Source organism: Sneathiella chungangensis, from assembly GCF_009882935.1.
GTDB classification, from domain to species: domain Bacteria; phylum Pseudomonadota; class Alphaproteobacteria; order Sneathiellales; family Sneathiellaceae; genus Sneathiella; species Sneathiella chungangensis.
Window position 1 is genome coordinate 179,435 of the sequence record NZ_WTVA01000001.1, and the last position, 21,751, is coordinate 201,185.

19 protein-coding genes and 1 tRNA gene are annotated in these 21,751 nt (G+C 59.7%); 10 read left to right on the plus strand and 10 right to left on the minus strand.

From position 1 onward, the window contains the following. Positions 1-120: 120 nt before the first annotated feature. A complete protein-coding gene (locus GQF03_RS00875; RefSeq protein WP_206376061.1) occupies positions 121-813 on the plus strand; it encodes a hypothetical protein in 693 nt (230 codons plus the stop codon). A 65-nt stretch (positions 814-878) separates the two neighbouring features. Here GQF03_RS00875 and GQF03_RS00880 read toward each other — a convergent pair. Further along, a tRNA-Lys gene (locus GQF03_RS00880) sits at positions 879-954 on the minus strand. A 267-nt stretch (positions 955-1,221) separates the two neighbouring features. Here GQF03_RS00880 and GQF03_RS00885 point away from each other — a divergent pair. Next, positions 1,222-1,743: a peptidylprolyl isomerase gene (locus GQF03_RS00885; RefSeq protein WP_206376107.1), complete on the plus strand. Its 522-nt coding sequence runs from the start codon at positions 1,222-1,224 to the stop codon at positions 1,741-1,743. A 4-nt stretch (positions 1,744-1,747) separates the two neighbouring features. Here GQF03_RS00885 and GQF03_RS00890 read toward each other — a convergent pair whose 3' ends face one another. The 3 genes from GQF03_RS00890 to GQF03_RS00900 all read right to left on the minus strand — a co-directional run bounded on the left by GQF03_RS00890 (position 1,748) and on the right by GQF03_RS00900 (position 4,756). Beyond that, positions 1,748-2,170 (minus strand): cupin domain-containing protein, encoded by a 423-nt coding sequence (locus GQF03_RS00890; RefSeq protein WP_161337303.1) that lies wholly within the window; start codon positions 2,168-2,170, stop codon positions 1,748-1,750. 20 nt (positions 2,171-2,190) lie between these two features. Continuing rightward, a complete protein-coding gene (locus GQF03_RS00895; protein ID WP_161337304.1) occupies positions 2,191-2,946 on the minus strand; it encodes a glucose 1-dehydrogenase in 756 nt (251 codons plus the stop codon). A gap of 97 nt (positions 2,947-3,043) precedes the next feature. Beyond that, on the minus strand, positions 3,044-4,756 hold the full coding sequence (locus GQF03_RS00900) for a PAS domain-containing sensor histidine kinase (protein ID WP_161337305.1): 1,713 nt from the start codon (positions 4,754-4,756) through the stop codon (positions 3,044-3,046). Positions 4,757-4,985: 229 nt separating this feature from the next. Between GQF03_RS00900 and GQF03_RS00905 the strand changes: the two genes are divergently transcribed. Further along, positions 4,986-5,756, plus strand: a complete 771-nt coding sequence (locus tag GQF03_RS00905; RefSeq protein WP_161337306.1) for a DUF502 domain-containing protein — start codon at positions 4,986-4,988, stop codon at positions 5,754-5,756. Here GQF03_RS00905 and recG read toward each other — a convergent pair. Continuing rightward, positions 5,748-7,838 (minus strand): ATP-dependent DNA helicase RecG, encoded by a 2,091-nt coding sequence (recG, locus tag GQF03_RS00910; RefSeq protein WP_161337307.1) that lies wholly within the window; start codon positions 7,836-7,838, stop codon positions 5,748-5,750. The two genes, GQF03_RS00905 and recG, sit on opposite strands and share 9 nt — an antisense overlap. Positions 7,839-7,993: 155 nt before the next feature. Here recG and GQF03_RS00915 point away from each other — a divergent pair, with 155 nt between their 5' ends. Together GQF03_RS00915 and mfd are read left to right on the plus strand one after the other, a co-directional pair. Continuing rightward, complete coding sequence (locus GQF03_RS00915) at positions 7,994-8,272, plus strand: succinate dehydrogenase assembly factor 2 (RefSeq protein ID WP_161337308.1); 279 nt, start codon at positions 7,994-7,996, stop codon at positions 8,270-8,272. 6 nt (positions 8,273-8,278) lie between these two features. After that, positions 8,279-11,773, plus strand: a complete 3,495-nt coding sequence (mfd, locus tag GQF03_RS00920) for a transcription-repair coupling factor (RefSeq protein ID WP_161337309.1) — start codon at positions 8,279-8,281, stop codon at positions 11,771-11,773. Here mfd and GQF03_RS00925 read toward each other — a convergent pair whose 3' ends face one another. Together GQF03_RS00925 and GQF03_RS00930 are read right to left on the minus strand one after the other, a co-directional pair. Beyond that, positions 11,774-12,427: a DsbA family oxidoreductase gene (locus tag GQF03_RS00925; RefSeq protein ID WP_161337310.1), complete on the minus strand. Its 654-nt coding sequence runs from the start codon at positions 12,425-12,427 to the stop codon at positions 11,774-11,776. It lies immediately after the preceding gene. A 70-nt stretch (positions 12,428-12,497) separates the two neighbouring features. Further along, the gene (locus GQF03_RS00930; RefSeq protein ID WP_161337311.1) at positions 12,498-13,802 is read right to left on the minus strand and encodes a diguanylate cyclase domain-containing protein; all 1,305 of its coding nucleotides are present in this window, start codon (positions 13,800-13,802) and stop codon (positions 12,498-12,500) included. Positions 13,803-14,000: 198 nt separating this feature from the next. Between GQF03_RS00930 and GQF03_RS00935 the strand changes: the two genes are divergently transcribed. Then, complete coding sequence (locus tag GQF03_RS00935) at positions 14,001-14,768, plus strand: glucose 1-dehydrogenase (protein WP_161337312.1); 768 nt, start codon at positions 14,001-14,003, stop codon at positions 14,766-14,768. Positions 14,769-14,777: 9 nt separating this feature from the next. Further along, positions 14,778-16,031 (plus strand): flavin-dependent oxidoreductase, encoded by a 1,254-nt coding sequence (locus GQF03_RS00940; protein ID WP_161337313.1) that lies wholly within the window; start codon positions 14,778-14,780, stop codon positions 16,029-16,031. 3 nt (positions 16,032-16,034) lie between these two features. On the opposite strand, the gene GQF03_RS00945 is transcribed toward GQF03_RS00940, so the two are convergent. Next, positions 16,035-16,646 (minus strand): NADPH-dependent FMN reductase, encoded by a 612-nt coding sequence (locus GQF03_RS00945; protein WP_161337314.1) that lies wholly within the window; start codon positions 16,644-16,646, stop codon positions 16,035-16,037. A 290-nt stretch (positions 16,647-16,936) separates the two neighbouring features. On the opposite strand from GQF03_RS00945, the gene GQF03_RS00950 reads away from it, so the two are divergent. After that, positions 16,937-17,617, plus strand: coding sequence for a 5-formyltetrahydrofolate cyclo-ligase (locus tag GQF03_RS00950; protein WP_161337315.1), 681 nt, complete (start codon positions 16,937-16,939; stop codon positions 17,615-17,617). On the opposite strand, the gene GQF03_RS00955 is transcribed toward GQF03_RS00950, so the two are convergent. Further along, complete coding sequence (locus tag GQF03_RS00955; RefSeq protein WP_161337316.1) at positions 17,618-18,649, minus strand: alpha/beta fold hydrolase; 1,032 nt, start codon at positions 18,647-18,649, stop codon at positions 17,618-17,620. Between the two features lie 183 nt (positions 18,650-18,832). Here GQF03_RS00955 and GQF03_RS00960 point away from each other — a divergent pair, with 183 nt between their 5' ends. Next, positions 18,833-19,972: an NADH:flavin oxidoreductase/NADH oxidase gene (locus tag GQF03_RS00960; RefSeq protein ID WP_161337317.1), complete on the plus strand. Its 1,140-nt coding sequence runs from the start codon at positions 18,833-18,835 to the stop codon at positions 19,970-19,972. Further along, the gene (locus GQF03_RS00965) at positions 19,972-20,865 is read left to right on the plus strand and encodes a DMT family transporter (RefSeq protein WP_161337318.1); all 894 of its coding nucleotides are present in this window, start codon (positions 19,972-19,974) and stop codon (positions 20,863-20,865) included. The genes GQF03_RS00960 and GQF03_RS00965 overlap by 1 nt, the downstream gene beginning before the upstream one ends. A 3-nt stretch (positions 20,866-20,868) precedes the next feature. Here the strand turns inward: GQF03_RS00965 and GQF03_RS00970 are convergent, their stop codons facing one another. Next, a complete protein-coding gene (locus GQF03_RS00970) occupies positions 20,869-21,567 on the minus strand; it encodes a cyclic nucleotide-binding domain-containing protein (protein WP_161337319.1) in 699 nt (232 codons plus the stop codon). Between the last annotated feature and the right edge of the window lie 184 nt (positions 21,568-21,751).

Here is a 21,751-nt window from a genome sequence, read left to right on the forward strand (position 1 = left end):
CCAATCACCACCCCCGCTATTATACCCAATATTCTATTAAATCGCCCGCATAATCCTGTGGGGCGGAAAGAGTTGTCGGGCGGGGCGGTTTCTGGTAGGACCAGAGGACATGCTTGGGGCATGCGTACACACTCATATCAAGTGGAAAAAATCGTGGGCGAGCTGATGGATCTGGAGACGACCTTCCTCAAATGCCTGGATCAGGCGGGCTACACGGATGATCCCTATGATCTGTGGGAGCTGAACGGCGTTTTTCCCGACGCGGTCGTGGACGATCTGCTGACCCTTAAAATCGGGCCCGGCGATATGGACTATAAGGTCGGCCGGCGCGAGATCAACAACGACAAGCGCAACTATTTCGATGCCGAGCGGCAGCGGACGACGCCGGTCATCCGGAGTATCTCGGAGCTGTTCCAGGCGACGGAAATCGTCGCGGCGATCGAGAAGAAATTCGCCATCGACCTCACCGGCACGTTTCTGCGCATCGAATATACGCAAGATTCAGAAGGATTCTGGCTGGAGCCGCATACCGACATCGGGGTGAAGAAATTCACCATGCAGATCTACCTCTCCCGCGATGCGGAGGCGGGGAGCTGGGGCTCCTCCATCTACAAGGACCGCGAGACCTTCGTGCGCAATGTGCCGTTCAAGAGCAATTCCGCCAATGTTTTCGTGCCCTCCCCACATACCTGGCACGGATTTGAGCCGCGTCCCATCAACGGTATCCGCAAGAGCCTGATCGTGAATTATGTCACCGATAAATGGCGGGCGCGGCATGAACTGGCCTTCCCGGAAACACCGGTCCGCGCCTGAGGGCGCAGCACGCCTCATCCACTGCGGCAACAAATTCGCATAATTATCTGATTATCATAAGAAAATGGTGAGCCCGACAGGATTCGAACCTGTGACCCACTGATTAAAAGTCAGTTGCTCTACCGACTGAGCTACGGGCCCACATTTTGAGGTGTTTATTGCAACCGGCGGCCGGATTGGCACCGTGTAGCGTCGCAATGCGGCTGCAACATAGGGAGGTTGCGGCGGATGGTCAAGCACACTTTTCGTTTTTTTGAGCCGCCTGCCGAATTGCGGTTATTTGCCACATTTGTCTTTTAATGATGGACGCCTCCGCCGCTAAATGGCAGAAAACAGGGCACATCAAGTCAAAGAAAGAGGATGCGGATGATTTCGAAATTTCTATCACGGATATTTCTGGTTCTGGTAATGGCGGGCGCGGCGGCGCTGCCGCTGTCGGCGGCAACGGCGGCCGATCCGGAAAACACCCTCTATCTCGACCTGCAATATGGCCGCGTCGTCATCGAAATGCGTCCCGATCTTGCACCGAACCATGTCGCCCGGATCAAGGAACTGACGCGCGAAGGATTTTACGACGGGGTCAAGTTCCATCGCGTGATCGTCGATTTCATGGCCCAGACCGGCGATCCGACGGGAACGGGAACGGGCGGTTCCGGGCGCCGGTTGCGCGCGGAATTCTCCAACACCCCGCATGTCCGCGGAACCGTCTCCATGGCGCGGGCGAATTCGCCGCATAGCGCCGACAGCCAGTTCTTCATCGTCACCGGGGATTCCCCGTGGCTGGACGGCAAATATACCGTCTGGGGCCGCGTCACCGAGGGTATGGAATTTGTCGACCTGATCAAGAAAGGCGTCGGCAAGAGCGGCATGGTGCCGGGCGAGCCTGACATCGTCGTCAAGATGCAGGTCGCGGCGGACGCCAAGGAATAGCCTCTCAGCGATCCTCCGGCGGATTATCGGCATACCACTGGACAATGGCGGGCATGTCCCGCTCAAACCCGCCGGGGATAAAGATATTGAGAAACCCCGCGCGGGCATCGGTCTCATTCGCGAAATCATGGGTGACGCCGGCGGGAACCCGTAAAAAGGTTCCCTTCGGCGCCTCGACCCGCTTCCCGTCGAGATAAAAGGTCACGACCCCGTCGAGGACATAGAACATATCGTCCTCATCTTCATGGGAATGCGGCCCGCTGCCCGCCTGATGCGGGTCCAGCCACCATTCCGACAGGGAATAGTCGGCGTTCGTCTCCGCTTCATCGGCGAGAAAAAAGCTCGTCATTCCGCCCATATCATAGCGCCGCCCGGCGCCGGGCGCGATATTCAGGATATCCCGTTTTGAGGGTTGAGTCCGGGTCATGGTAACAGATCCTCCCGCGGTCAGACGCAGCGGCCGCCATCAACTTCAAGCGCCACCCCGGTGATGAAGGACGCATCGTCGGACGCGAGCCAGAGCGCGGCATTGGCGAGATCGCGCGGCGTGTTCTCGCGGCCGAGCGGAATGGTGGAGACGAACTTGTTGCGGATCTCCTGCGTATCGACGCCGCCCATAAACTCGACAGACATGCCCGTGCTTGCGAATACCGGGCAGAGGGAATTGACGCGCACCTGCTTCGGTGCGAGTTCCAGGGCCATGGATTTCGACATGGTGACCACCGCGCCCTTGCTGGCGTTATACCATGTCAGGCCCGGACGCGGGCTCAGCGCGGCTGTCGAGGCGATATTGACCACATTGCCTTCCGTCTTGAGGAGATGCGGCACGATTTCTTTGGTCGTCAGGAAGATACTTTTCACATTGACGTCGAAAATCTTGTCAAAGGTCGCTTCATCGACATCGAACATGGAGCCGTTGCGCTGCGGCATGCCGGCATTATTCACGAGAATGTCGATTTTCTGGAAGTTGTCGAGGCATTGCCGGGTCATGGCGGCGATATCTTCGGCATTTGTGACATCGCACTCGCTGCTGATCGCAACGCCACCGGCCTCCGTAATCTCTTTCGTGACCGCCGCCGCGGCGGCGCCATTGATGTCGCTGACAACGACTTTCGCGCCTTCCGCCGCGAACAGTTTCGCCATCGCCTCGCCAAATCCGGAACCGGCGCCCGTGATAATCGCAACCTTGTCTTTCAACCGCATGAACATCCTCCTTTTTATTTCGGAGGATAGTTGACCGTCCGGCGCGATTTGGCAAGAGCGGGAAGGAAAATTTTATAGTGTGTGCCGGGGCGGGGGCTCAGGCTGCTTTCTGGCGGATGCGGTCCTTCGGCAGGAATAGGGTGACGACGGTCCCCTCGCCATACTTGCTGGTCAGCTCCAGTCGCCCTTCATGCATCTCCGCCAGGTTCTTCGACAGCGGCAGGCCGAGCCCCGTGCCGTGGTATTTGCGGCTTTTCTCGCTGTCCACCTGGACGAAGGGGGTGAGGGCCTTCTCGATATCATCCTCATGGATACCGATGCCGTTGTCGCTGACGCTGATCTTCAGCCCCTCATCTTCGAGAAGCTGGACGGAGGTCACGATCCGTCCGCCCGTCGGCGTGAATTTCACGGCGTTCGAGAGGAGATTGATAAGGATCTGCTTGATCATGCGGCGATCGGCGAAGATCTGCGGCAGCAGCGGGTCGAACTCGAGCTTGATATTGATATCATTCTCGATGGCGCGCTGCTGCGTCAGGCGGATGCATTCATTGACGAGAACGTCGACCTCGACTTCCTCCTCGTTGATTTTCTGCTCGCCCGCCTCGATCTTGGAGAAGTCGAGGATGTCGTTGATGAGCTCCAGCAGGTGATGGCCGCTTGCGTTGATATCATGGGCATATTCGAGATACTTCGCGGACCCGACAGGGCCGAAGATCTGGCTGATGATCACCTCGGAAAATCCGATGACCGCGTTCAGCGGGGTCCTCAACTCATGGCTCATGTTGGCGAGGAACTTGCCTTTGATCTGCGCCGCATATTCGGCCTCGTCCTTTGCCTGCTTGAGGAATTCCTCGATCTGCATCTGCGCGGAGATATCCCGGATGACAAGCTGCATCACGATACGGTCCCCGTAGAAGAGGGCGGAGGCGTCCATTTCCACATTCACTTGCGCGCCGTCCTCGCGGATGACCTTGGATTTGAGCGACGGCAGGTTGTTGATACGCTCCACATCATCGGCGGCGCCGAAATAGACGTCCAGCGAGTCGCTGTCCGAATAGGGGAAGTAGCCCGCGATTCTCTGGCCGATCAGGTCATGGCGGTCTTTCTTGTTGAACAAGGTCAGCGCCGCTTCATTGACATAAATGATAAAGCCGCCTTTGTGGGCGACGATCGCATCCGGCGAGAGTTCGACCATGCGGCGGTAGCGGTCCTCGTTTTCCCGAAGGGATTGCTCGGCCATCCGGTTCGACGTCACGTCCGTCACCGTCATGATAAAGCCGCCTTCGCGCCGCAGGCTGTAGGAAATCTCGATAATCTTGCCGCTCGCAAACTGGCGATCGACGGTGCCGGAAATGCGCTGCTCGATTTTCTCGATGGAGGAGGAGACGAATTCTTCCCGGTCGTCGCCCACATTGACGTAATTTTCGAAATTCCATCCGACCATCTCCCGAAAGGTGGTCTCCGGCGTCAATCGCTCCGGGTCGATCTCGATGAGTTCGACATAGCGGTCATTCCATTTCAGTAACCTGAAATTCTCGTCAAAAACACAAAAACCGATGGCGACATTGTCGAACACGGAATCAAGAAGGGAATCCTTGAACTTCATCACCTTCCGGTAATTTCTTGACCGTTTCGCCTGAAGAAAGGCAAGCACGGCGCAGGCCAGAAGGCCGACGACCGCAATCCGGCTCACGAAATCGAAATAGGCATGATCGAAGAAAACGGACAAAAACAGCAGAACGGCCAGCGTGCCCGCGATCAACGCGATCCCGCTGGATCCCCGCAAATATTTCAGATACCGACTATTCATTGCCCGTCTTCAGGCCCCATATTTACATTGCTTCGCAATGCGCCAGAAAGTTGGCCGTGATTCTACCCGGTTAATCTTAATAGTACGTTTACAGAGTAAGTCTCATCGCCGCCGATGCGCCGGAAATTTAAAAAGACAGCGTCTGGCCTTCGTGCTAATCTCGGGGCGGGATCAGGAAAATCCGGTAAACCAGTAATTTTAATATTGTTTTAGAGATAAGTGGCGAGACATGTTCAAGAAGACGAATGATGCGGACACGCCCGGCGATGACGAGAAAAAACCGCTTCTGGTCGAGCCTGCGCCGAAAGTCAGTCCGCTCGCGCGCCTGCGCACCTATTTCCTGACCGGCATCGTCGTCACCGCGCCGATCGCGATTACGATTTACCTGACCTATGTCTTTGTCTCCTTCGTCGATGCGAATATCACGCCGCTGATCCCGGCGCGCTATAACCCGGAAACCTATCTGCCGTTCAGTGTTCCCGGCCTTGGCGTCATCATTGCGGCCTTCGCGCTTATCCTGATCGGCTTCCTGACCGCCAATTATCTCGGCCGGTCGCTGCTGACCCTCGGGGAGCGGATCGTCGGGCGGATGCCGGTCGTGCGCACCATTTATCATGCGCTCAAGCAGATCATGGAAACCGTGCTTGCGCAGTCGAGTACGTCCTTTCGCGATGTCGTCCTTCTCGAATATCCCCGCAAAGGCATCTGGGCGCTGGCCTTCGTCACCAGCCAGGCGAGAGGGGAAGTCAACAAGCTGGCGGAGGAGGATATGATCAGCATCTTCCTGCCGACGACGCCGAACCCGACGTCCGGCTTCCTGCTGTTCGTGCCCAAAAGCGACCTCATCTATCTCGATATGTCGGTGGAGGAGGGGGTCAAGCTCGTCATTTCCGCCGGCATGATCTGGCCCGAGCCGCCAAAGCCGGACGCGGGCGAAAAGGAAAAGAAAAAAATTGCGCCGCCGAAGAACGGCACCGGGGCAAAACCCAAATCAGCCTGACAGATACTTGATCGCGTTGTCCCGCTCGAACAGATAGAGCAGGATTTTGAGCGCCTTGCCGCGTTCCGTTTCCAGTGCCTGATCCTTCTCGAGAACAAGCCGGGCATCGTCGCGGGCGATGGCAAGCAGGCGCGAATGGGCGTGCAGGTCCGCAAGCCTGAATTCGGGAAGCCCGCTCTGCCGGGTTCCGAGAAGCTCCCCGGCGCCGCGCAGGCGCAAATCCTCCTCGGCGATGCGGAACCCGTCCTCGCTCTCGCGCAGGATACCGAGCCGTGCCTTCTGCGTCTCGCTGAGCGGCCCGGAATAGAGCAGGAGACAGGTGCCCGGCAGGCCGCCGCGTCCGACCCGGCCGCGAAGCTGGTGAAGCTGGGCGAGGCCGAAACGCTCCGCATGTTCGATGATCATCACCGTCGCCTCCGGCACGTCGACGCCCACCTCGATCACCGTCGTCGCGACAAGGACGCTGATCTCGCCGGTCATGAAGCGCTGCATGGTCTCGTCTTTTTCCTCCGCCTTCAGCCGACCGTGGATCAGGCCGACCTGATCGCCATAGAGATGATGCAGCGATTCGAACCGTTCCTCCGCCGCGGCGACGTCGAGAACCTGCGATTCCTCAACCAGCGGGCAGACCCAGTAAATCCGCTCCCCGGCGGCGAGCTTGCGATCGAGGCCTTCGGCGACGTCATTCAGGCGCGATAGATCGATGGCCCGCGTATCGACCGGTTTTCGCCCGGGCGGTTTCTCGGCGATGATCGACACATCCATATCCCCGTAGGCGGTGAGCGCGAGGGTGCGGGGGATTGGCGTTGCCGTCATCACCAACACATCGACACCGCCCTTGCCGTCGCGTCCCTTGGCGCTGAGGGCAAGGCGCTGATGCACGCCGAAGCGATGCTGTTCGTCGATGATGGCAAGTCCGAGGTCGTGGAACCGCACATCCTCCTGAAACAGGGCGTGGGTGCCGACGACAAGATCGACCCGGCCGCTTTCGAGCGCGCCCAGCACCTCCTCCCGCTTCTTGCCCTTAAGGCGCCCGGTTACGAGCATACAGGTCATCCCGGCCTTCGCGGCGAGCGGCTCGATGGCGTTGTAATGCTGATGCGCGAGGATTTCCGTCGGCGCCATGATCGTCGCCTGCGCGCCAGCCTCGACCGCCTGCGCCATGGCCAACAGCGCGACCACGGTCTTCCCGCTGCCGACATCGCCCTGCAGGAGGCGAAGCATGCGGTGCGGGCCGGCCATATCCTCCTCGATCTCCTGAAGCGCCGAGGATTGCGCGGCGGTCAGGGTGAAGGGGAGGTCATTCAGGATCTTCCGGCGGATGTCGCCGGTGCCGGGCAGGGAGCGTCCGGGCTTTCGCTTCATGCTGCGCCGGACGAGTTCGAGGGCGAGCTGGTTCGCCAACAGTTCGTCATAGGCAAGCCGCGCGCGGGCGGGGGCGTCGCGGTCGAAATCCGCCTCCGTCTTCGGCGCATGGGCCTCCAACAGGCTGTCTTTCCAGCCGGTCCACTGCTCCCGCGCGAGCAGGCTCCGGTCCAGCCATTCCGGCAAATCGGGCAGCATGGGGAGAAACTGGCGCGCCGCCTTGAGGAAGGTCGCGTTGGTCAGGCCGGCGGTCAGCGGATAGACCGGTTCGAACAGCGGTACCGTGTCCATCGTCTCCCGCGTCGCGACGTGATCGGGATGGGTTATCTGGTAGACGCCTGCATATTCCTCGAGCTTGCCGCTGACAATCCGCTCGCCGCCTTCGGGGAACTGCTGGCGCAGATATTGTTCGCGCCCGTTGAAGAAGGTGAGGGTGAGCGGCGTATCCCCCGCATGACACTGGATTTTATAGGGAACGCGGCGGTTGCGGGACGGATGATGCTGGTCAATATGAAGCGTCACGACGATATTCTGGTCGACGAGATCCGGCGTCAGATGTTCCACCTTGTGTCGCGTGACCAGGCCCACCGGCAGATGCCAGGCCAGATCGATGATATTCGGTCCGGCCAGCTTTTCGATCAGCGCCGTCAGGCGCGGCCCGATACCGGTGAGCTTGCTGACCGGCGAAAATAATTGAAACAGGACTTCTGGACGCACCGCTTCCCCCGTGAGTTATGGCCCGGTATTTTGGCGGCTGTTTTGCACAAAGGTCAATGGCGCATCACGGGAAATCGCGCCGGATCGTCACTTACTGCTGACAGCGTGCGCGAGAAAGGCTATATCCATGCTCAATTCATCAAGAGAATGAGATCATGACCGAAGATATCACCATTCGCCGCAAGCGGCTTATTCATCGTTCCCGCTATACCGGCATGAAGGAGACCGATCTGCTGCTGGGCGGCTTTGCCGGCAAATATCTCGGTGATTTCTCGATGCAGGAGCTCGATATCTACGAAGCGTTGCTTGAGGCGGGCGATCCCAATATCTATGTCTGGGCGGTTGGGCGCGAACCGGTGCCCGAAGAATACCAGACGAGCGTTATGAAAAAACTGCAGGAATATGGCCAGCATGAACTGGCCCGCAACGACTAGCCTTAGATGAGCGAAACCCGCACCTCACGCCTTGGCGCCCGGATAACGGAACTGGCGGAAGACCGCCGCGCCTTTCGCCTTGAATCGGTTCCCGAAGGCTATGACGCCTATCTCCTCGGGCAGCTCGCCCGCGAGAGCCGCAAGGATATCCTGTTCGTGCTGCGCGACGATCTGCGCATGGCCGCGAGCGAGGCCGCGCTGGCCTTTTTCGGTCCCGAAATCGAGATCATCAGCTTTCCCGCCTGGGATTGCCTGCCCTATGACCGCGTCTCGCCCAACCCGGAGATCGTCGCCCACCGGATGACCAGCCTCGGCCGGATGACCGAGACGGCCTCTGCCCCACGGATCTTTCTCACCACGCTGAACGCGGCGACGCAGCGGGTGCCGCCCGTCGAGATGGTCAGGGACAGCCGCCTCAGCGTCCGTGTCGGCGACCGGATCGATGGCGCGGAACTGACCGCCTATCTGATCGCCAATGGCTTTTCCCGCATCGGCACGGTGATGGAGCCGGGCGAATTCGCCGTGCGCGGCGGGCTCATCGATATCTTTCCGCCCGGCGCCGAAAACCCGGTCCGGCTTGATCTGTTCGGCGATTCCGTCGATGGCATTCGCGAATTCGACGCCCTCAGCCAGCGATCGACGGGCAAGCTGGATCAACTGGAATTCACCGCCGCGTCCGAATTTCTCCTGAACGATACCTCGGTGCCGCTGTTCCGCTCCCGCTACCGGGAGGAATTCGGCGCCGTCACCCAGGATGACCCACTCTATGAGGCGGTAAGCGAGAAGCGCCGCCATGCGGGCATGGAGCACTGGCTACCGCTCTACCACGACAGGATGGCGACGGTTCTCGACTATCTGCCCGAAGCGGTCGTCTTCCTCGACCACAGGCTGGAGGAGGCGCTCGCCGCCCGGCATGAGACGGTCATCGATTATTTCGAGACCCGCAAGGCCGCGGCAACGTCGGGTGGGGCGGATTACAAGCCGCTCGACCCCCGTTATCTCTATCTCGATCCCGATGAATGGCATCAGGCGCTCTCGACCCGCGCCGCCGGGCAGTTCTCGCCCTTCAAAAGCGGCACCGCGGAGGCCGCCACACTCGATGCCGACGGTCACGCCGGGCGCGACTTCGCCCCCGAACGGGCGCGCCACGAAGCCAATATCTACGACTATCTCAAATCCCACGTGATCGAGAAACTGGGCGAGAAAAAGCAGGTTATCCTTGCCTATTTCACGAACGGTTCGCGCAGCCGCAACAAGACGGTGCTCGCCGATCACGGGATCGAGCCGGTGCGCGAAATTGAAAATTTCCGCGATATCAGCGGCCCGAACATTCCGAACCTGGCGATCCTGCCCATCGAGAAGGGCTTCGAGACGCCGGATTTCGTGATCATCGGGGAGCAGGATGTGCTGGGCGACCGGCTGGTGCGGCCGCGCAAATCCTCCCGCCGGCACGAGAATTTCATCGCCGCCGCCTCTCAGCTCTCGCCGGGTGACTATGTGGTTCATGTCGATCACGGCATCGCCCAGTATGAGGGGCTGACGACGATTGAAATCTCCGGCGCACCGCATGACTGCGTGACGCTTCTCTATGCGGGCGGCGACAAGATCTATCTGCCGGTCGAGAATATCGAGATGCTGTCGCGCTACGGCGGCAGCGATACGGCGGCGGTCCTCGACAAGCTCGGCGGTTCCGGCTGGCAGGCGCGCAAGGCGAAGCTGAAGAAACGGGTCATGGAAATGGCCGACCAGCTCATCAAGATCGCCGCCGCCCGGCAGCTTCGCAAGGCGGAGCGACTGGCGCCACCGGACGGGCTCTACGCCGAATTCTGCGCCGATTTCCCGTTTGAGGAGACGGAGGATCAATTAAGGGCCATCGAGGATACGCTCGCTGATATGTCGAGCGGCAAGCCGATGGACCGCCTTATCTGCGGCGATGTCGGCTTCGGCAAGACCGAAGTCGCGCTCCGGGCCGCCTTCACCGCCGCCATGGCGGGCAAGCAGGTCGCCATCGTCACACCGACGACGCTGCTGGCGCGCCAGCATTTCAAGGGCTTTACCGCGCGCTTTGCCGATCTGCCCGTCCGTATCGCGCAGCTCTCGCGCATGGTGACCACGAAAGAGGCGAACCAGACGAAGGCCGACCTTGCCTCAGGCCAGATCGATATCGTCATCGGCACCCATGCCTTGCTCGCGAAATCCATTGAATTCAAGAACCTCGGGCTTGTCATCGTCGATGAGGAACAGCATTTCGGCGTTGCGCATAAAGAACGGCTGAAGGAACTGCGTGCCGATGTGCATGTACTCACCCTGACGGCGACGCCGATCCCGCGCACGCTGCAACTTGCCATGTCCGGCATCCGCGATCTGTCCATTATCGCGACGCCACCGGTTGACCGGCTCGCCATCCGTACCTTCGTGCTGCCGTTCGATCCGGTCGTCCTGCGCGAGGCGCTGCTGCGGGAGCATTACCGAGGCGGGCAGAGCTTCATCGTCGTGCCGCGCCTCACCGATCTTCCGGAAGTCGGGGAATTCCTGCGCGACCATGTGCCGGAGGTGAAATATGTCACCGCCCATGGCCAGCTTCCAGCCAAAGAGCTCGACAGTGTGATGAACGCCTTCTATGACGGCTCCTATGACGTGTTGGTGGCGACGAATATCGTCGAATCCGGCCTCGATATCCCCTCCGCCAATACACTTATTACCTATCGCGCGGATATGTTCGGGCTGGCCCAGCTCTACCAGATCCGGGGGCGCATCGGCCGTTCGAAGACACGGGCCTATGCCTATCTGACGCTGCCGCCGCGCAAGCGCCTGACCGATGCGGCGGAGAAACGCCTCCGCGTGTTGCAATCGCTCGATACCTTGGGCGCGGGCTTCACACTCGCGAGCCATGACCTGGATATTCGCGGGGCAGGGAACCTGCTCGGCGATGAGCAGTCGGGCCATATCAAGGAAGTCGGCTTCGAGCTTTATCAGGAAATGCTGGAGGAGGCGGTCGCAACGGCCCGCGAAACGGAGCTTGGCCATGCGATCGAGGCGGAGGATAAATGGTCGCCGAGCATCAATATCGGCACCTCGGTCCTGATCCCGGAGCATTATGTCGCCGATCTCAGCCTCCGGATGGAGCTCTACCGGCGGATTGCCGCGCAGGAAACCGCGGAGGAGATCAACGCCTTCGCGATCGAGCTGGTGGACCGTTTCGGCCCGCTGCCCGACGAGGTGTCGCATCTGATCGAAGTGATGATGATCAAGTATTTCTGCCGTCAGGCCAATATCGAAAAAATCGAGGCGGGGCCGAAAGGCGCGGTCCTCAGTTTCCGCGAGAACCGCTTCGATAACCCCGGCGGCCTTGTCGAGTTTATTTCGCGCGCGCCGGGATCAACAAAACTCCGCGCCGACCACAAGCTGGTCCACAGCCGCAGCTGGCAGCATCCGGAGGATCGGTTGAAAGGGGTGCTCTGGCTCGCGCAGAATCTCGCGAAGATCGCGAAGGCCGCCTAGCTATTCAGGATCGGAGGGAGCGCTTGCCACTTCTTCCGCGATTTTATCGAAAGCCGCCAGAAAGGCCGCCGCGTCCTGGGCGCCCGACAGGGCATATTTGTTGTCCAGAATGAAGAAGGGAACCCCGGAGATCCCCATCTGACGGGCGCGCATATCCTCTTCGCTGACGATGTCGCTGTCCGCATTCTTCGCTAGAAGGTCAGCGACAAGCTGCGTGTCCATGCCCGCCTCCTCTGCGGCGGCAATCAGCACCGCATGATCGCCGATATCCTCGCCATCGATGAAGAAGCGGCGGAAGAGGATCTCGACCATCCGGTCCTGGCAGCCGGCGGAATAGGCCCAGCGGATCAGCCGGTGGGAATCGAGGGTATTGGGGCTGCGTTCGATCTTTTCGAACTGGAAGGGAATTTTGACAGTCTCACCCGCCATCTTCACATTCTCGTATAAATCCTTGGCGCGTTCATGGCTGCCGAACTTGCGGGCGATGAACTCCTTGCGGTCCGCGCCGCCTTTCGGCATGTCGGGATGCAACTGGAAGGGATGCCAGGTAATCTCGACATCGAGATCGGGCCGCTCGGCGAGGGCCTGTTCAAGCTTGCGCTTGCCGATGAAGCACCAGGGACAGACAGTATCGGAAACAATATCAATTTTCATACCCTGACTATAGGGTCGGGATGGGCACGGGGCAAGAATTTATTGGAACGATCGGTCCGGTATGGACGGGTCAGGCGGCTTTTTCTTCACCCATGCCAAGGGTCAGGCCGCGCTCGACCACATCCTCGATCCGATCACCGGGCGCCACTTCGGCAAGACCGACATAGGTTTCCACCCGCACAGGCGCGGGCAGCGGCGAGAGGGAAAATTCGGTTGCCCGCAGCACACCCTCGACACGCTTGAGGGCAATCAGCGCCTCCTGGCTCCGGGTGCCGGGCAGGGCAATCAGGAAATGACCGCGGTCGTAATGGCAGCAGAAATCCTCCCCCCGCACAAGAAAGCCAAGGGTCGAACCAACCTGCCGGAGCAGCTGATCCGCCGAGGGATAGCCATGCGCTTCCGTCACTTCGTCGAGATTGGTGATGCGGATAGAGGCGATGCTCAGGAACTTGTTCTGCCGGGCATGATGATCGAACATCACCGGCAGATGCGCGCGCATGAACCCGCTGGAATAAAGGTTCGTCGGGCCGTCGGCCACCGGATGCGGCTTGGCGATGCGAAACAGCTTCTGGATGGCGAAGCGGTAGCGGTATTGTTGGATCTGCAGCCCGACGCGATTGACCAGGGCATCCATTTCGCGCTCGTGCAGAACAATGTCGGAAACGCCGTGGATATAGGCCGCGCGCCGGTTCTCGCAATTCTCCAGCACCATGATCACCGGCAGGTTATAGAGGCGGCTGTCGGCGCGGATATCGTAGCAGAGACGGAGGTTGCTGTCGCCATGGCCAACGCCCGACAGGATGACCGCATCGAACTTCATGGACCGCAGATCATCGAGCGCCATTTCCGGATTTTTGCAGATATTGATTTTGGTTTGAGTGTCGAGCCGCAGCAGAATATTGCCGAGCACAACCGTCTTGTTGCCGACGATAAGGATATTGGCATCCCCGATATCCGGCTCCGGCGCCGTTACGCCGGTCAGGTCGACCCCGTAGGTTTCGGTCGTCGCGATCCGTCGCGCCAGTTCCTGCTCCATATTTTCAAGGCGGATAAGCGCGCCGACGCGGCTCCGCAGTTCCAAATCGCAGTAACCGGGAGAAATCGTCTGGATCCGGCATTTGATGTCCGCCGGCCCGATCAGCAGCGTCGGAAAGCCGTTTTCCGCCGCCATTTTCGCGATTTCCTTCACATTGACATGGGCGGTGTTGTTCTCGCCATCGATCAGGATCAGGTCAAACGATTGATCGCCGAATTCCTGCTCGAACATCTCAAGGAACGAGAGGCGCACGCAATGATATCCGGCCTCCGTGAGGCAGGGTTCGATGGTATTTGCCGGGCTGTCCGAGACAACCAGAAGATTGGCGGCATAACGCATAACAAGGTCTCCAGTATTCCTGGCCGCCAGTTTAGGAAGAAAAATCTTAAAATTATGTGAGTTTTCCGCAAGTTTACGGCGCGCCCGCCGCGATATCTTGCCGCGAGCGGAAATGGAGCCTTGATTTTACGCCGGGGACGGGAAATCATGGGCGCCACACGGCAGAAGAACAAAAAGAAACGTATCGGGAGAAAATAGATGACATCGCCTCACATTCTTGAGGGAAAACATGCCTTGGTGACCGGGGCCTCCTCCGGTCTCGGCTGGCAATTTGCGCTGACGCTCGCGCGCGCCGGGGCGAAGGTGACGATCGCGGCGCGGCGAACGGAAAAGCTGGAGGCGCTGGCGAAGGAAATCGCTGCCTTTGACGGGCGGGCGCTGCCGGTCCGCATGGATGTCACCGATGTGGCGAGCATTCATGACGCGGTGCATGTCGCGGAAACGGAACTGGGGCCCGTCAATATCCTCGTCAATAATTCCGGCGTAAGTGCGCAATGCCGGGCCGAGGAGGTGACGGAGGAGGATTTCGACTATGTCATGGACACCAACGGCAAAGGCGCCTTTTTCGTCGCCCAGGCGGTCGGCCAGAGCATGATCCGCCATGGCCAGGGCGGCAAGATCATCAATATCGCCTCTGTCGCCGCATCGCGGGTTCTCAAGCAGAGCATCACCTATTGCATGTCGAAAGCCGCCGTTCAGCATATGACCCGCGCGCTCGCCGACGAATGGGGCCGCTACAAAATCCAGGTCAACTGCATCAATCCGGGCTATATCGTCACCGAGCTGAACCGCGACTATTGGGAGACCGAGTCCGGCAAACGCCTGATCTCGAAACTGCCCGGCCGCCGGGTCGGGGAGCCGGCGGTTCTGGACGGCGCGCTTCTTCTGCTCGCCGGATCGGGATCGGATTTCATGACCGGCTCGATCCTCGAGGTCGATGACGGCCTCACTGTTTCCGGGTTTTGAGGGACGAAGATGGGAACCTTCAGCGGAATGATTGCAGGCGGCGGGCTGGTCGGCCTGACCCTCGCGCTCGCGCTGCATGAAAAAGGGATCAAGGTCCGCGTTTTTGAGGCCGTCAAGGAAATCAGGCCGCTCGGCGTCGGCGTCAATCTGCTGCCACATTCGGTACAAAATCTCGAAAAGCTGGGACTGCTGCCGGAACTCGAGAAAGTCGCCATAAAGACCTCGAGCCTTGCCTATTACACCGAGGACGGCAAGACCATCTGGCGGGAGCCGCGCGGGCTCGACGCGGGATATGACGTGCCCCAATTCTCCATCCATCGCGGCGATTTCCATATGATCCTGCTGAATGCCGCGCGCGAGCGTCTCGGCGCGGAAAATATCGTCAGCGGCCATCATTTCCAGTCCTTCGAACAGGATGGCGGCGGGGTCACCGCCCATTTCACCGACCGCGAAACGGGGGAGGCCGTCGGGACGGCGCGCGGCGATTTCCTGGTCGGCGCCGACGGCATCAATTCGCGCCTTCGGCAGATTTTCTATCCCGACGAAGGCCCGCCCAAATATTCCGGCCAGATGCTCTGGCGCGGCGTGACGGAAATGGAGCCATTTCTCGATGGCCGCTCCATGTTCATGGCCGGTCATAACGACCTCAAGCTGGTCGCCTATCCGATCCGCAGCGACAGCGCAAAACGCGGCACGTCCTATATCAACTGGATTGCCGAGCGGCGCATCCCCTCGGACCTTGCTACGCGCAGCGCGGACTGGAACGAGAAGGGGCTGATCGAGGAATTCAAACCCTATTTCGCCAGCTGGAATCTCGGCTGGCTCGATATCAACAGGCTGTTCGAAAACGCCATTTCCATCCATAAATTCCCGATGGTCGACCGCGATCCGGTGCCGCAATGGTCCTTCGGGCGGGTGACTCTGATGGGGGATGCCGCCCATGCCATGTATCCGAACGGCTCCAACGGGGTGTCGCAGGGCGTGCTGGACGCCATGACCTTCGCCGATCTCATGGAGAATGCGACGGATATCGAGACGACGCTGACCGCCTATGACGATGCGCGGCGGGAGGCGACGGCGAAGATCTCGCTCGCCAACCGGCAGACGGGACCGGAGCTTGTCATGCAGATGGTGAAGGATCAATGCCCCGGCACCTGCGGTGAGACGCACAGCTGTATTCCAAAGGATGTACTGGAAGAAGTCGCGACGGCCTACAAGAAGCTTGCCGGTTTCGACAAGCAGACACTGAAGTCCGCGCGTTAGGGGTTACATTCCGTTCTTGTAGAGTTTGAGATTCTGCACGCTGGCGCGAACCGGCGCCATTGCCTTCGCAGTTTCCACAAGGAATTCAAGGACATATAGAAGCCGCGCCCGGAGGCGATTATCCAAATCCGTTGGCGGGTTGCTGACGAACAATCCCTCCACCTGGCGCAGGATCATGTGATCGGGCATCCACCAGAGGAAATTGTTCTTGTAGCCGCTCATCCGCAGTTCGGCGACGGGGTAGGCGCCGCCCATGCCCGAGCTGACCGTCACCAGCAGCGCCGGCTTATGGGCAAGCTCGCCGCCATCGCACATGAGCAGAAAGTTTTTCAGATGCGGCGGGGCCATGCCGGCCCATTCGGGGCTGATCACGACAAACCCGGCGCAGGATTTGAGCCGGTCCGAGATCGGCTTCCAGAATGTCTGCAGATCGCTGCCGCTCTCCCATTTATCCTCATGCCAGAGGGGGATTTCAAGATCACGGAGCTGAAACAGTTCTACCTCGATTGACGGATCAAATTCACCCAGCAAGTCATTGATATATTTCCCGATACGGTCTGATTGTGATTTTTTCCGGATACTTCCGACGACAATTCCGATTGTTGTCTTCGACATCAGTTTTCAATTCCCTTCAGTCCCGGCGCCCAGGGGACAGCGCCCAAGGCGCGGCCGGAGTTTGATGGTTTCTCAGGCGTCAACAACATTCTTTCTTGCAGTTTTTACCGCGTCTGTAAATGTCACCGGACGAATTTTACTGGGTCCGGCGCAAAAAACATAAGGGCGGTAATTTTCAAGCATTCTCTAGTCGCCGCCGGATTGCCGGGTAGAGAGGCGAGGGCGGATTCGCATCATTCCCCGGCGCATTTGAAATGGCATATCAGTTCCTTGGGTGATATTCTTCATGCATGTCAGACGAGAGCAAAATCGCGACCGGTTTTTCATCGCCCCCCTGTTTCGCCCATGAGTTGGAGCTTGATGACAACGGCTATTTGGGTGTCGATGCGCAGACCGCGCTCGATGTCGTGCGGTTTCGAAAGGCGAAGCGTGACGAGCTGATTGCCGCCCGACTCAAATTGACCGTCAAAGAGCGGCGGGCAATTGCCGCGGCGATCGCGGCAGAACTTGATCACATTATCTCCCCGGCGGGTGGGATGACCATCAGCCTTTACTGGCCGATACGGGGGGAGCCGGATATGCGCGGCTGGATGACCCGGGTGATTGAAACCGGCGCGCGCATCGCGCTTCCCGTCGTGAAGGTCAAGGCACAACCGATGATCTTTCGCGAATGGACACCCGGATGCGCGATGGCGCCCGGTATCTGGCAGATCCCCGTGCCAGCAGACGGAGAGGAGATCATTCCCGACGTCGTCATCTCGCCGCTTGTCGGATTTGACGCGGAGTGTTACCGCCTCGGCTATGGCGGCGGCTATTTCGACCGGACGCTCGCCGCGCTGTCGCCGCGCCCGAAAGTCATCGGAATCGGCTATGCGGCAAGCCGACTGTCAACGATCTTCCCGCAGCCCCATGATATCCCGATGGATCATATCGCCACGGGAAGCGGCGATATTCTGACCCGCGGCGGCTGACTAGCCCGGCCAGACCTCCGGCACCGATGTCGCCAGCCAATGGATTAGCGCGGCATTCACCTCTCTCGGCTTTTCCTGCGCCATCCAGTGGCCGCATTTGATATTGCGGATGGTGAGATTTCGGCAATATTCCTTCATCGGCTCGGCCAGCGGCGAGCGCAGGCATTCGGCGGTATAGTCATATTCCGCAAGCAGAAAGAGGGTCGGCAGATCGATATAGCCGCCGTTCACCGCCTCCTTCGCATAGTCGGCATTCGCCGGATTGTTCATATAATAGGAATCGGGCCCGAAAAATCCATTCCGGGTAAGGGCGGCGGCGTAAACTCGCAAATCCTCCTCGGTGATCACGTCCCCGTCGCGCGGGATATCCGGCGCCTCATCCGCGCCGCCGTACCAGCCGTTCGTCTGGCGCATATAGGCGGTGAGCGCCGGCCTGTCGGTATAGCCGGGCTTGCCCTTGCGAAAAAGCGCCTTCACCGAATTATAGGGATTGGCGTCGAACACCGAACAGGCCTTGTCGAAATTCTCCTCATAGAAGCGCACATATTCCCATTGTCCCGCCGGAAACTCCTCTTCGGGATACAGGTCCCGGTCGATGTACTGCAGGCAATAATCCAGCCCCCGTTCAAGGGTATGGTAGGGAATGCATAGATTGGCGACGGCGTGGCAACGCTCCGGATGGTGGCTGGCGATATTCCAGACCGTCGGGCTGCCCCAGTCATGGCCGACCCAGACCGCCTTTTCATGGCCGAGGTGATCGAGAAGCTCGATCATGTCGGCAACGACCTCGCGCTGTGCATAGTCGCTGTGCCGTTTATAGAGGCTGGAGCCGCCGTAACCGCGCATGTCCGGCGCGACCGCATGAAAGCCGAGACCGGCGAGGACGGGCAGCTGGTGCCGCCAACTCAGCGAAAGTTCCGGCCAGCCATGCACGAAAATAACGAGCGGTCCCCCCTCCGGCCCGGCCTCAAGATAAAAACTGGTATGGCGTGCGCTTTTCGCGACGTTTTCCGTTATCGTTGTGACAGTCATTGTTCGCTTCCCAATTTTCTTTTTGACTGAACTCCCGTCAATCCTAGCACCGGTAGAGGGAAAGTCACGCGGCAAACCGGGGGCGGACCGGAGCACGGCGTTTAGGCTCTATCATCATTTGACGACAAACAGTATTCTAGGACGCAGGAACCAATTAATAATAAAGAACCGGAGCTTTCCTTCATGGCGACCAGCAAACTTTTCTCACCGCTTTCCATCCGGGACATGACGCTGAAGAACCGCGTCGTGGTCGCGCCGATGCATCAATATTCCGCCGTCGACGGCCTGCCCAACGACTGGCACCTGATGAATGCCGGTCGGTTCGCTGCCGGCGGCGCGGGGTTGGTGATCATCGAATCGACCAAGGTCGAGCGGCGCGGCTGCGGCACCGTTGGCGATCTCGGCCTGTGGCGCGACGACCAGGCGGAGGCATTCCGGCGGATCACGTCCTTCATCCGCTCCTGCGGCTCCGTGCCGGCCATCCAGCTCGGCCATAGCGGCCGCAAGGCGCGCTCCGAACGGCCCTGGGAAGGCGGACGGCCGCTTCTTGAGAATCCCGGCATTGCCGATTGGGAGGACTGGCAACCCATCGGGCCGAGCGCGGTCGGCGACAGCCCGGCGGCGATCCCGCGTCCCCTCGCGCGGGAGGAAATCCCGCACGTGATTGACGCCTGGGGCAGGGCAGCCGCGCGCGCCGACGCGGCGGGGTTCGACATGGTCGAAATCCATGCAGCGCACGGCTTCCTGATCCATCAATTCCTCTCGCCCAAAGCCAATCAGCGCAACGATGACTACGGCGGATCGGACACCAACCGCATGCGTTTCGCCGTTGAGGTGGTGGAGGCCGTCCGCGCCAATTTCCCGGCGAACAAGCCTGTCTTCATGCGCTTTTCCGCCGCGGATGGCGCGGGATGGGAGATCGAGAACAGCGTCGCGCTCGCCAAGCTCGTGAAGGAGAAGGGCGTTGACGTGATCGACTGTTCCTCGGGCGGGATCCAGGGCGCGGTCAATACCGCCGCCATCGATTACGGCTATCAGGTGCCCTATGCCGAGAAAATCCGCAGCGAGGCGGAGATCATGACCATGGCGGTCGGCCTCATCGTCAAGGCGCATCAGGCGGAGGCCATCCTGCAGGCGGGGCAGGCCGATCTCATCGCCCTTGCCCGCGAGCTTCTGCACAACCCGAACTGGGCGCTGCAGGCCGCGCTGGACCTGGGCATTGACCAACCCTTCGATCTCGTCCCGGATCAAGCACGCTGGTGGCTGGAGAAGCGGGCGCAAGTCACAAGAAAACTGACGCCGCCTGACGCGTCGGTGCGCTGATGCCACCCCAGGACGTCTCTGCGGCGGGCGGCAAGAATAACCTGAACGGCATTCTCTGGATGATCCTGTTTACGATCGTCATGTCGGGAATGCATGCATCTGTCCGGCATATCTCGCAAAATATGCATCCGTTCGAGGTGGCTTTTTTCCGGCTGATTTTCGGGCTCGTGGCCATTATCCCGTTTTTCTACAAACAGGGCTTCGGCGTGCTCAAGACCAAGCGGCTTCCCATGTTGTGGCTGCGCGGGCTGATCAACGCGGGCTGCATGCTGGGATTTTTCTATGCGCTCTCCATCGGGCCGCTGGCGCGGATCACGGCGCTCGGCTTTACGGCGACCCTCTTTGCCATCGTCCTCGCCGTGCTGATTTTTCGTGAACGGGTCGGTCTCAAGCGCTGGTCGGCAATCCTGTTCGGGTTCGCAGGTATGATCGTCATCGTGCGTCCGGGGTTTGCCGACATCGGGATCGAGAGCATCGTCACGCTCGGCGCTGCGTTCGGCTGGGCGGCCTGTATCATCATCATCAAGGATCTCGCCAAGACGGAGTCGGCGGAGACGATCACCGCCTATATGTCGCTGACCATGGCGCCGATCATCCTGATCCCGGCGCTTTTCGTCTGGACGACCCCGACGCTGTATGATCTCGGCTGGCTGGTCGTGATCGGGATTCTCGGCGGCCTCGGACAGCTGTCCATGGCGAATGCGTTGAAGGAAGGCGAGGCGCAGGTCGTTCTGCCCATCGAGTTTACACGCCTGATCTGGATCGCGGTCATCGCCTTTCTTGCCTTTGGCGAGATACCGGGGCTCTATACCTGGATCGGCGGCGGCATGATCATTGCGGCGACCACCTACCTCACGTTACGTCAAAGCCAGCCCAACCGACCGGCGGCATAATATTCAAATCCGCCGGTCGTCGATCAGGCTATTCGGCTTCGCTAGGGTTTCCAATGCGACAAGGTCATGAAGGCGGACCGTCCCGCCATCGACCGTCACCCCATAGGGTTTCAGCGTATTGAAGGCCCGTGAGAGATTTTCCGGCGTCATCCCGAGAAGCGACGCCAGTGTCCGCTTGTCATAGGGAAGCGACAGCGACCCGTTGCCGCCCTGATCGTGGTGGTAGCGCAGCAGCCGGTTCGCCAGCCGCTCCACGCCGGTCCGCAGCTTCAGGCTCTTATGATCCTTGACGACCGCCCGGTAGCAACTCGCAAGCTCCCGGATGATGGCGGCGGCAAAGGCCTTGTCCTGATCAACCGCGGCGCGCAGATCCTCCGCCGGGATCATCAATATGCGGGATCGCTGGCACGTCCGTGCCGACATGAGGTAAGGCGCATCCTTCAAAACGGCGGCGAGTATAAAGGTGCCGATGGGGGAGACCATGGCGAGTGAGGTTTCCCGGCCGTTTGCATGGGCGAACAATTCAACGCGACCTTCAATGACGACATACAGGAAGTCGGCCGGTTCGCCTTCCTCAATCAGTACCACATGATCCGGGAAGGTCTGGAAATAGGCCGCCTTGACGATCGAATCGAATGTTTCCTCTTTCATGGTTTGAAAAAGGTGAAGTGACCGCACTTCCGGTAAATCAGCAGATCGCATTGGACCTCCAATTGATAAATATCAAGAACGATATTAGCCAACTTTGATCGGCATATCCATTCATTTCAGCGCGACATTTAACATATCCAGATTACGCCTCCGGCATTTGTTTTCGCAGGCCTTGTTTCTGCCGAAAACCCGATTTCCCTTGATTAGAATCAAGTTCCGCCGCGCGGGATTACGC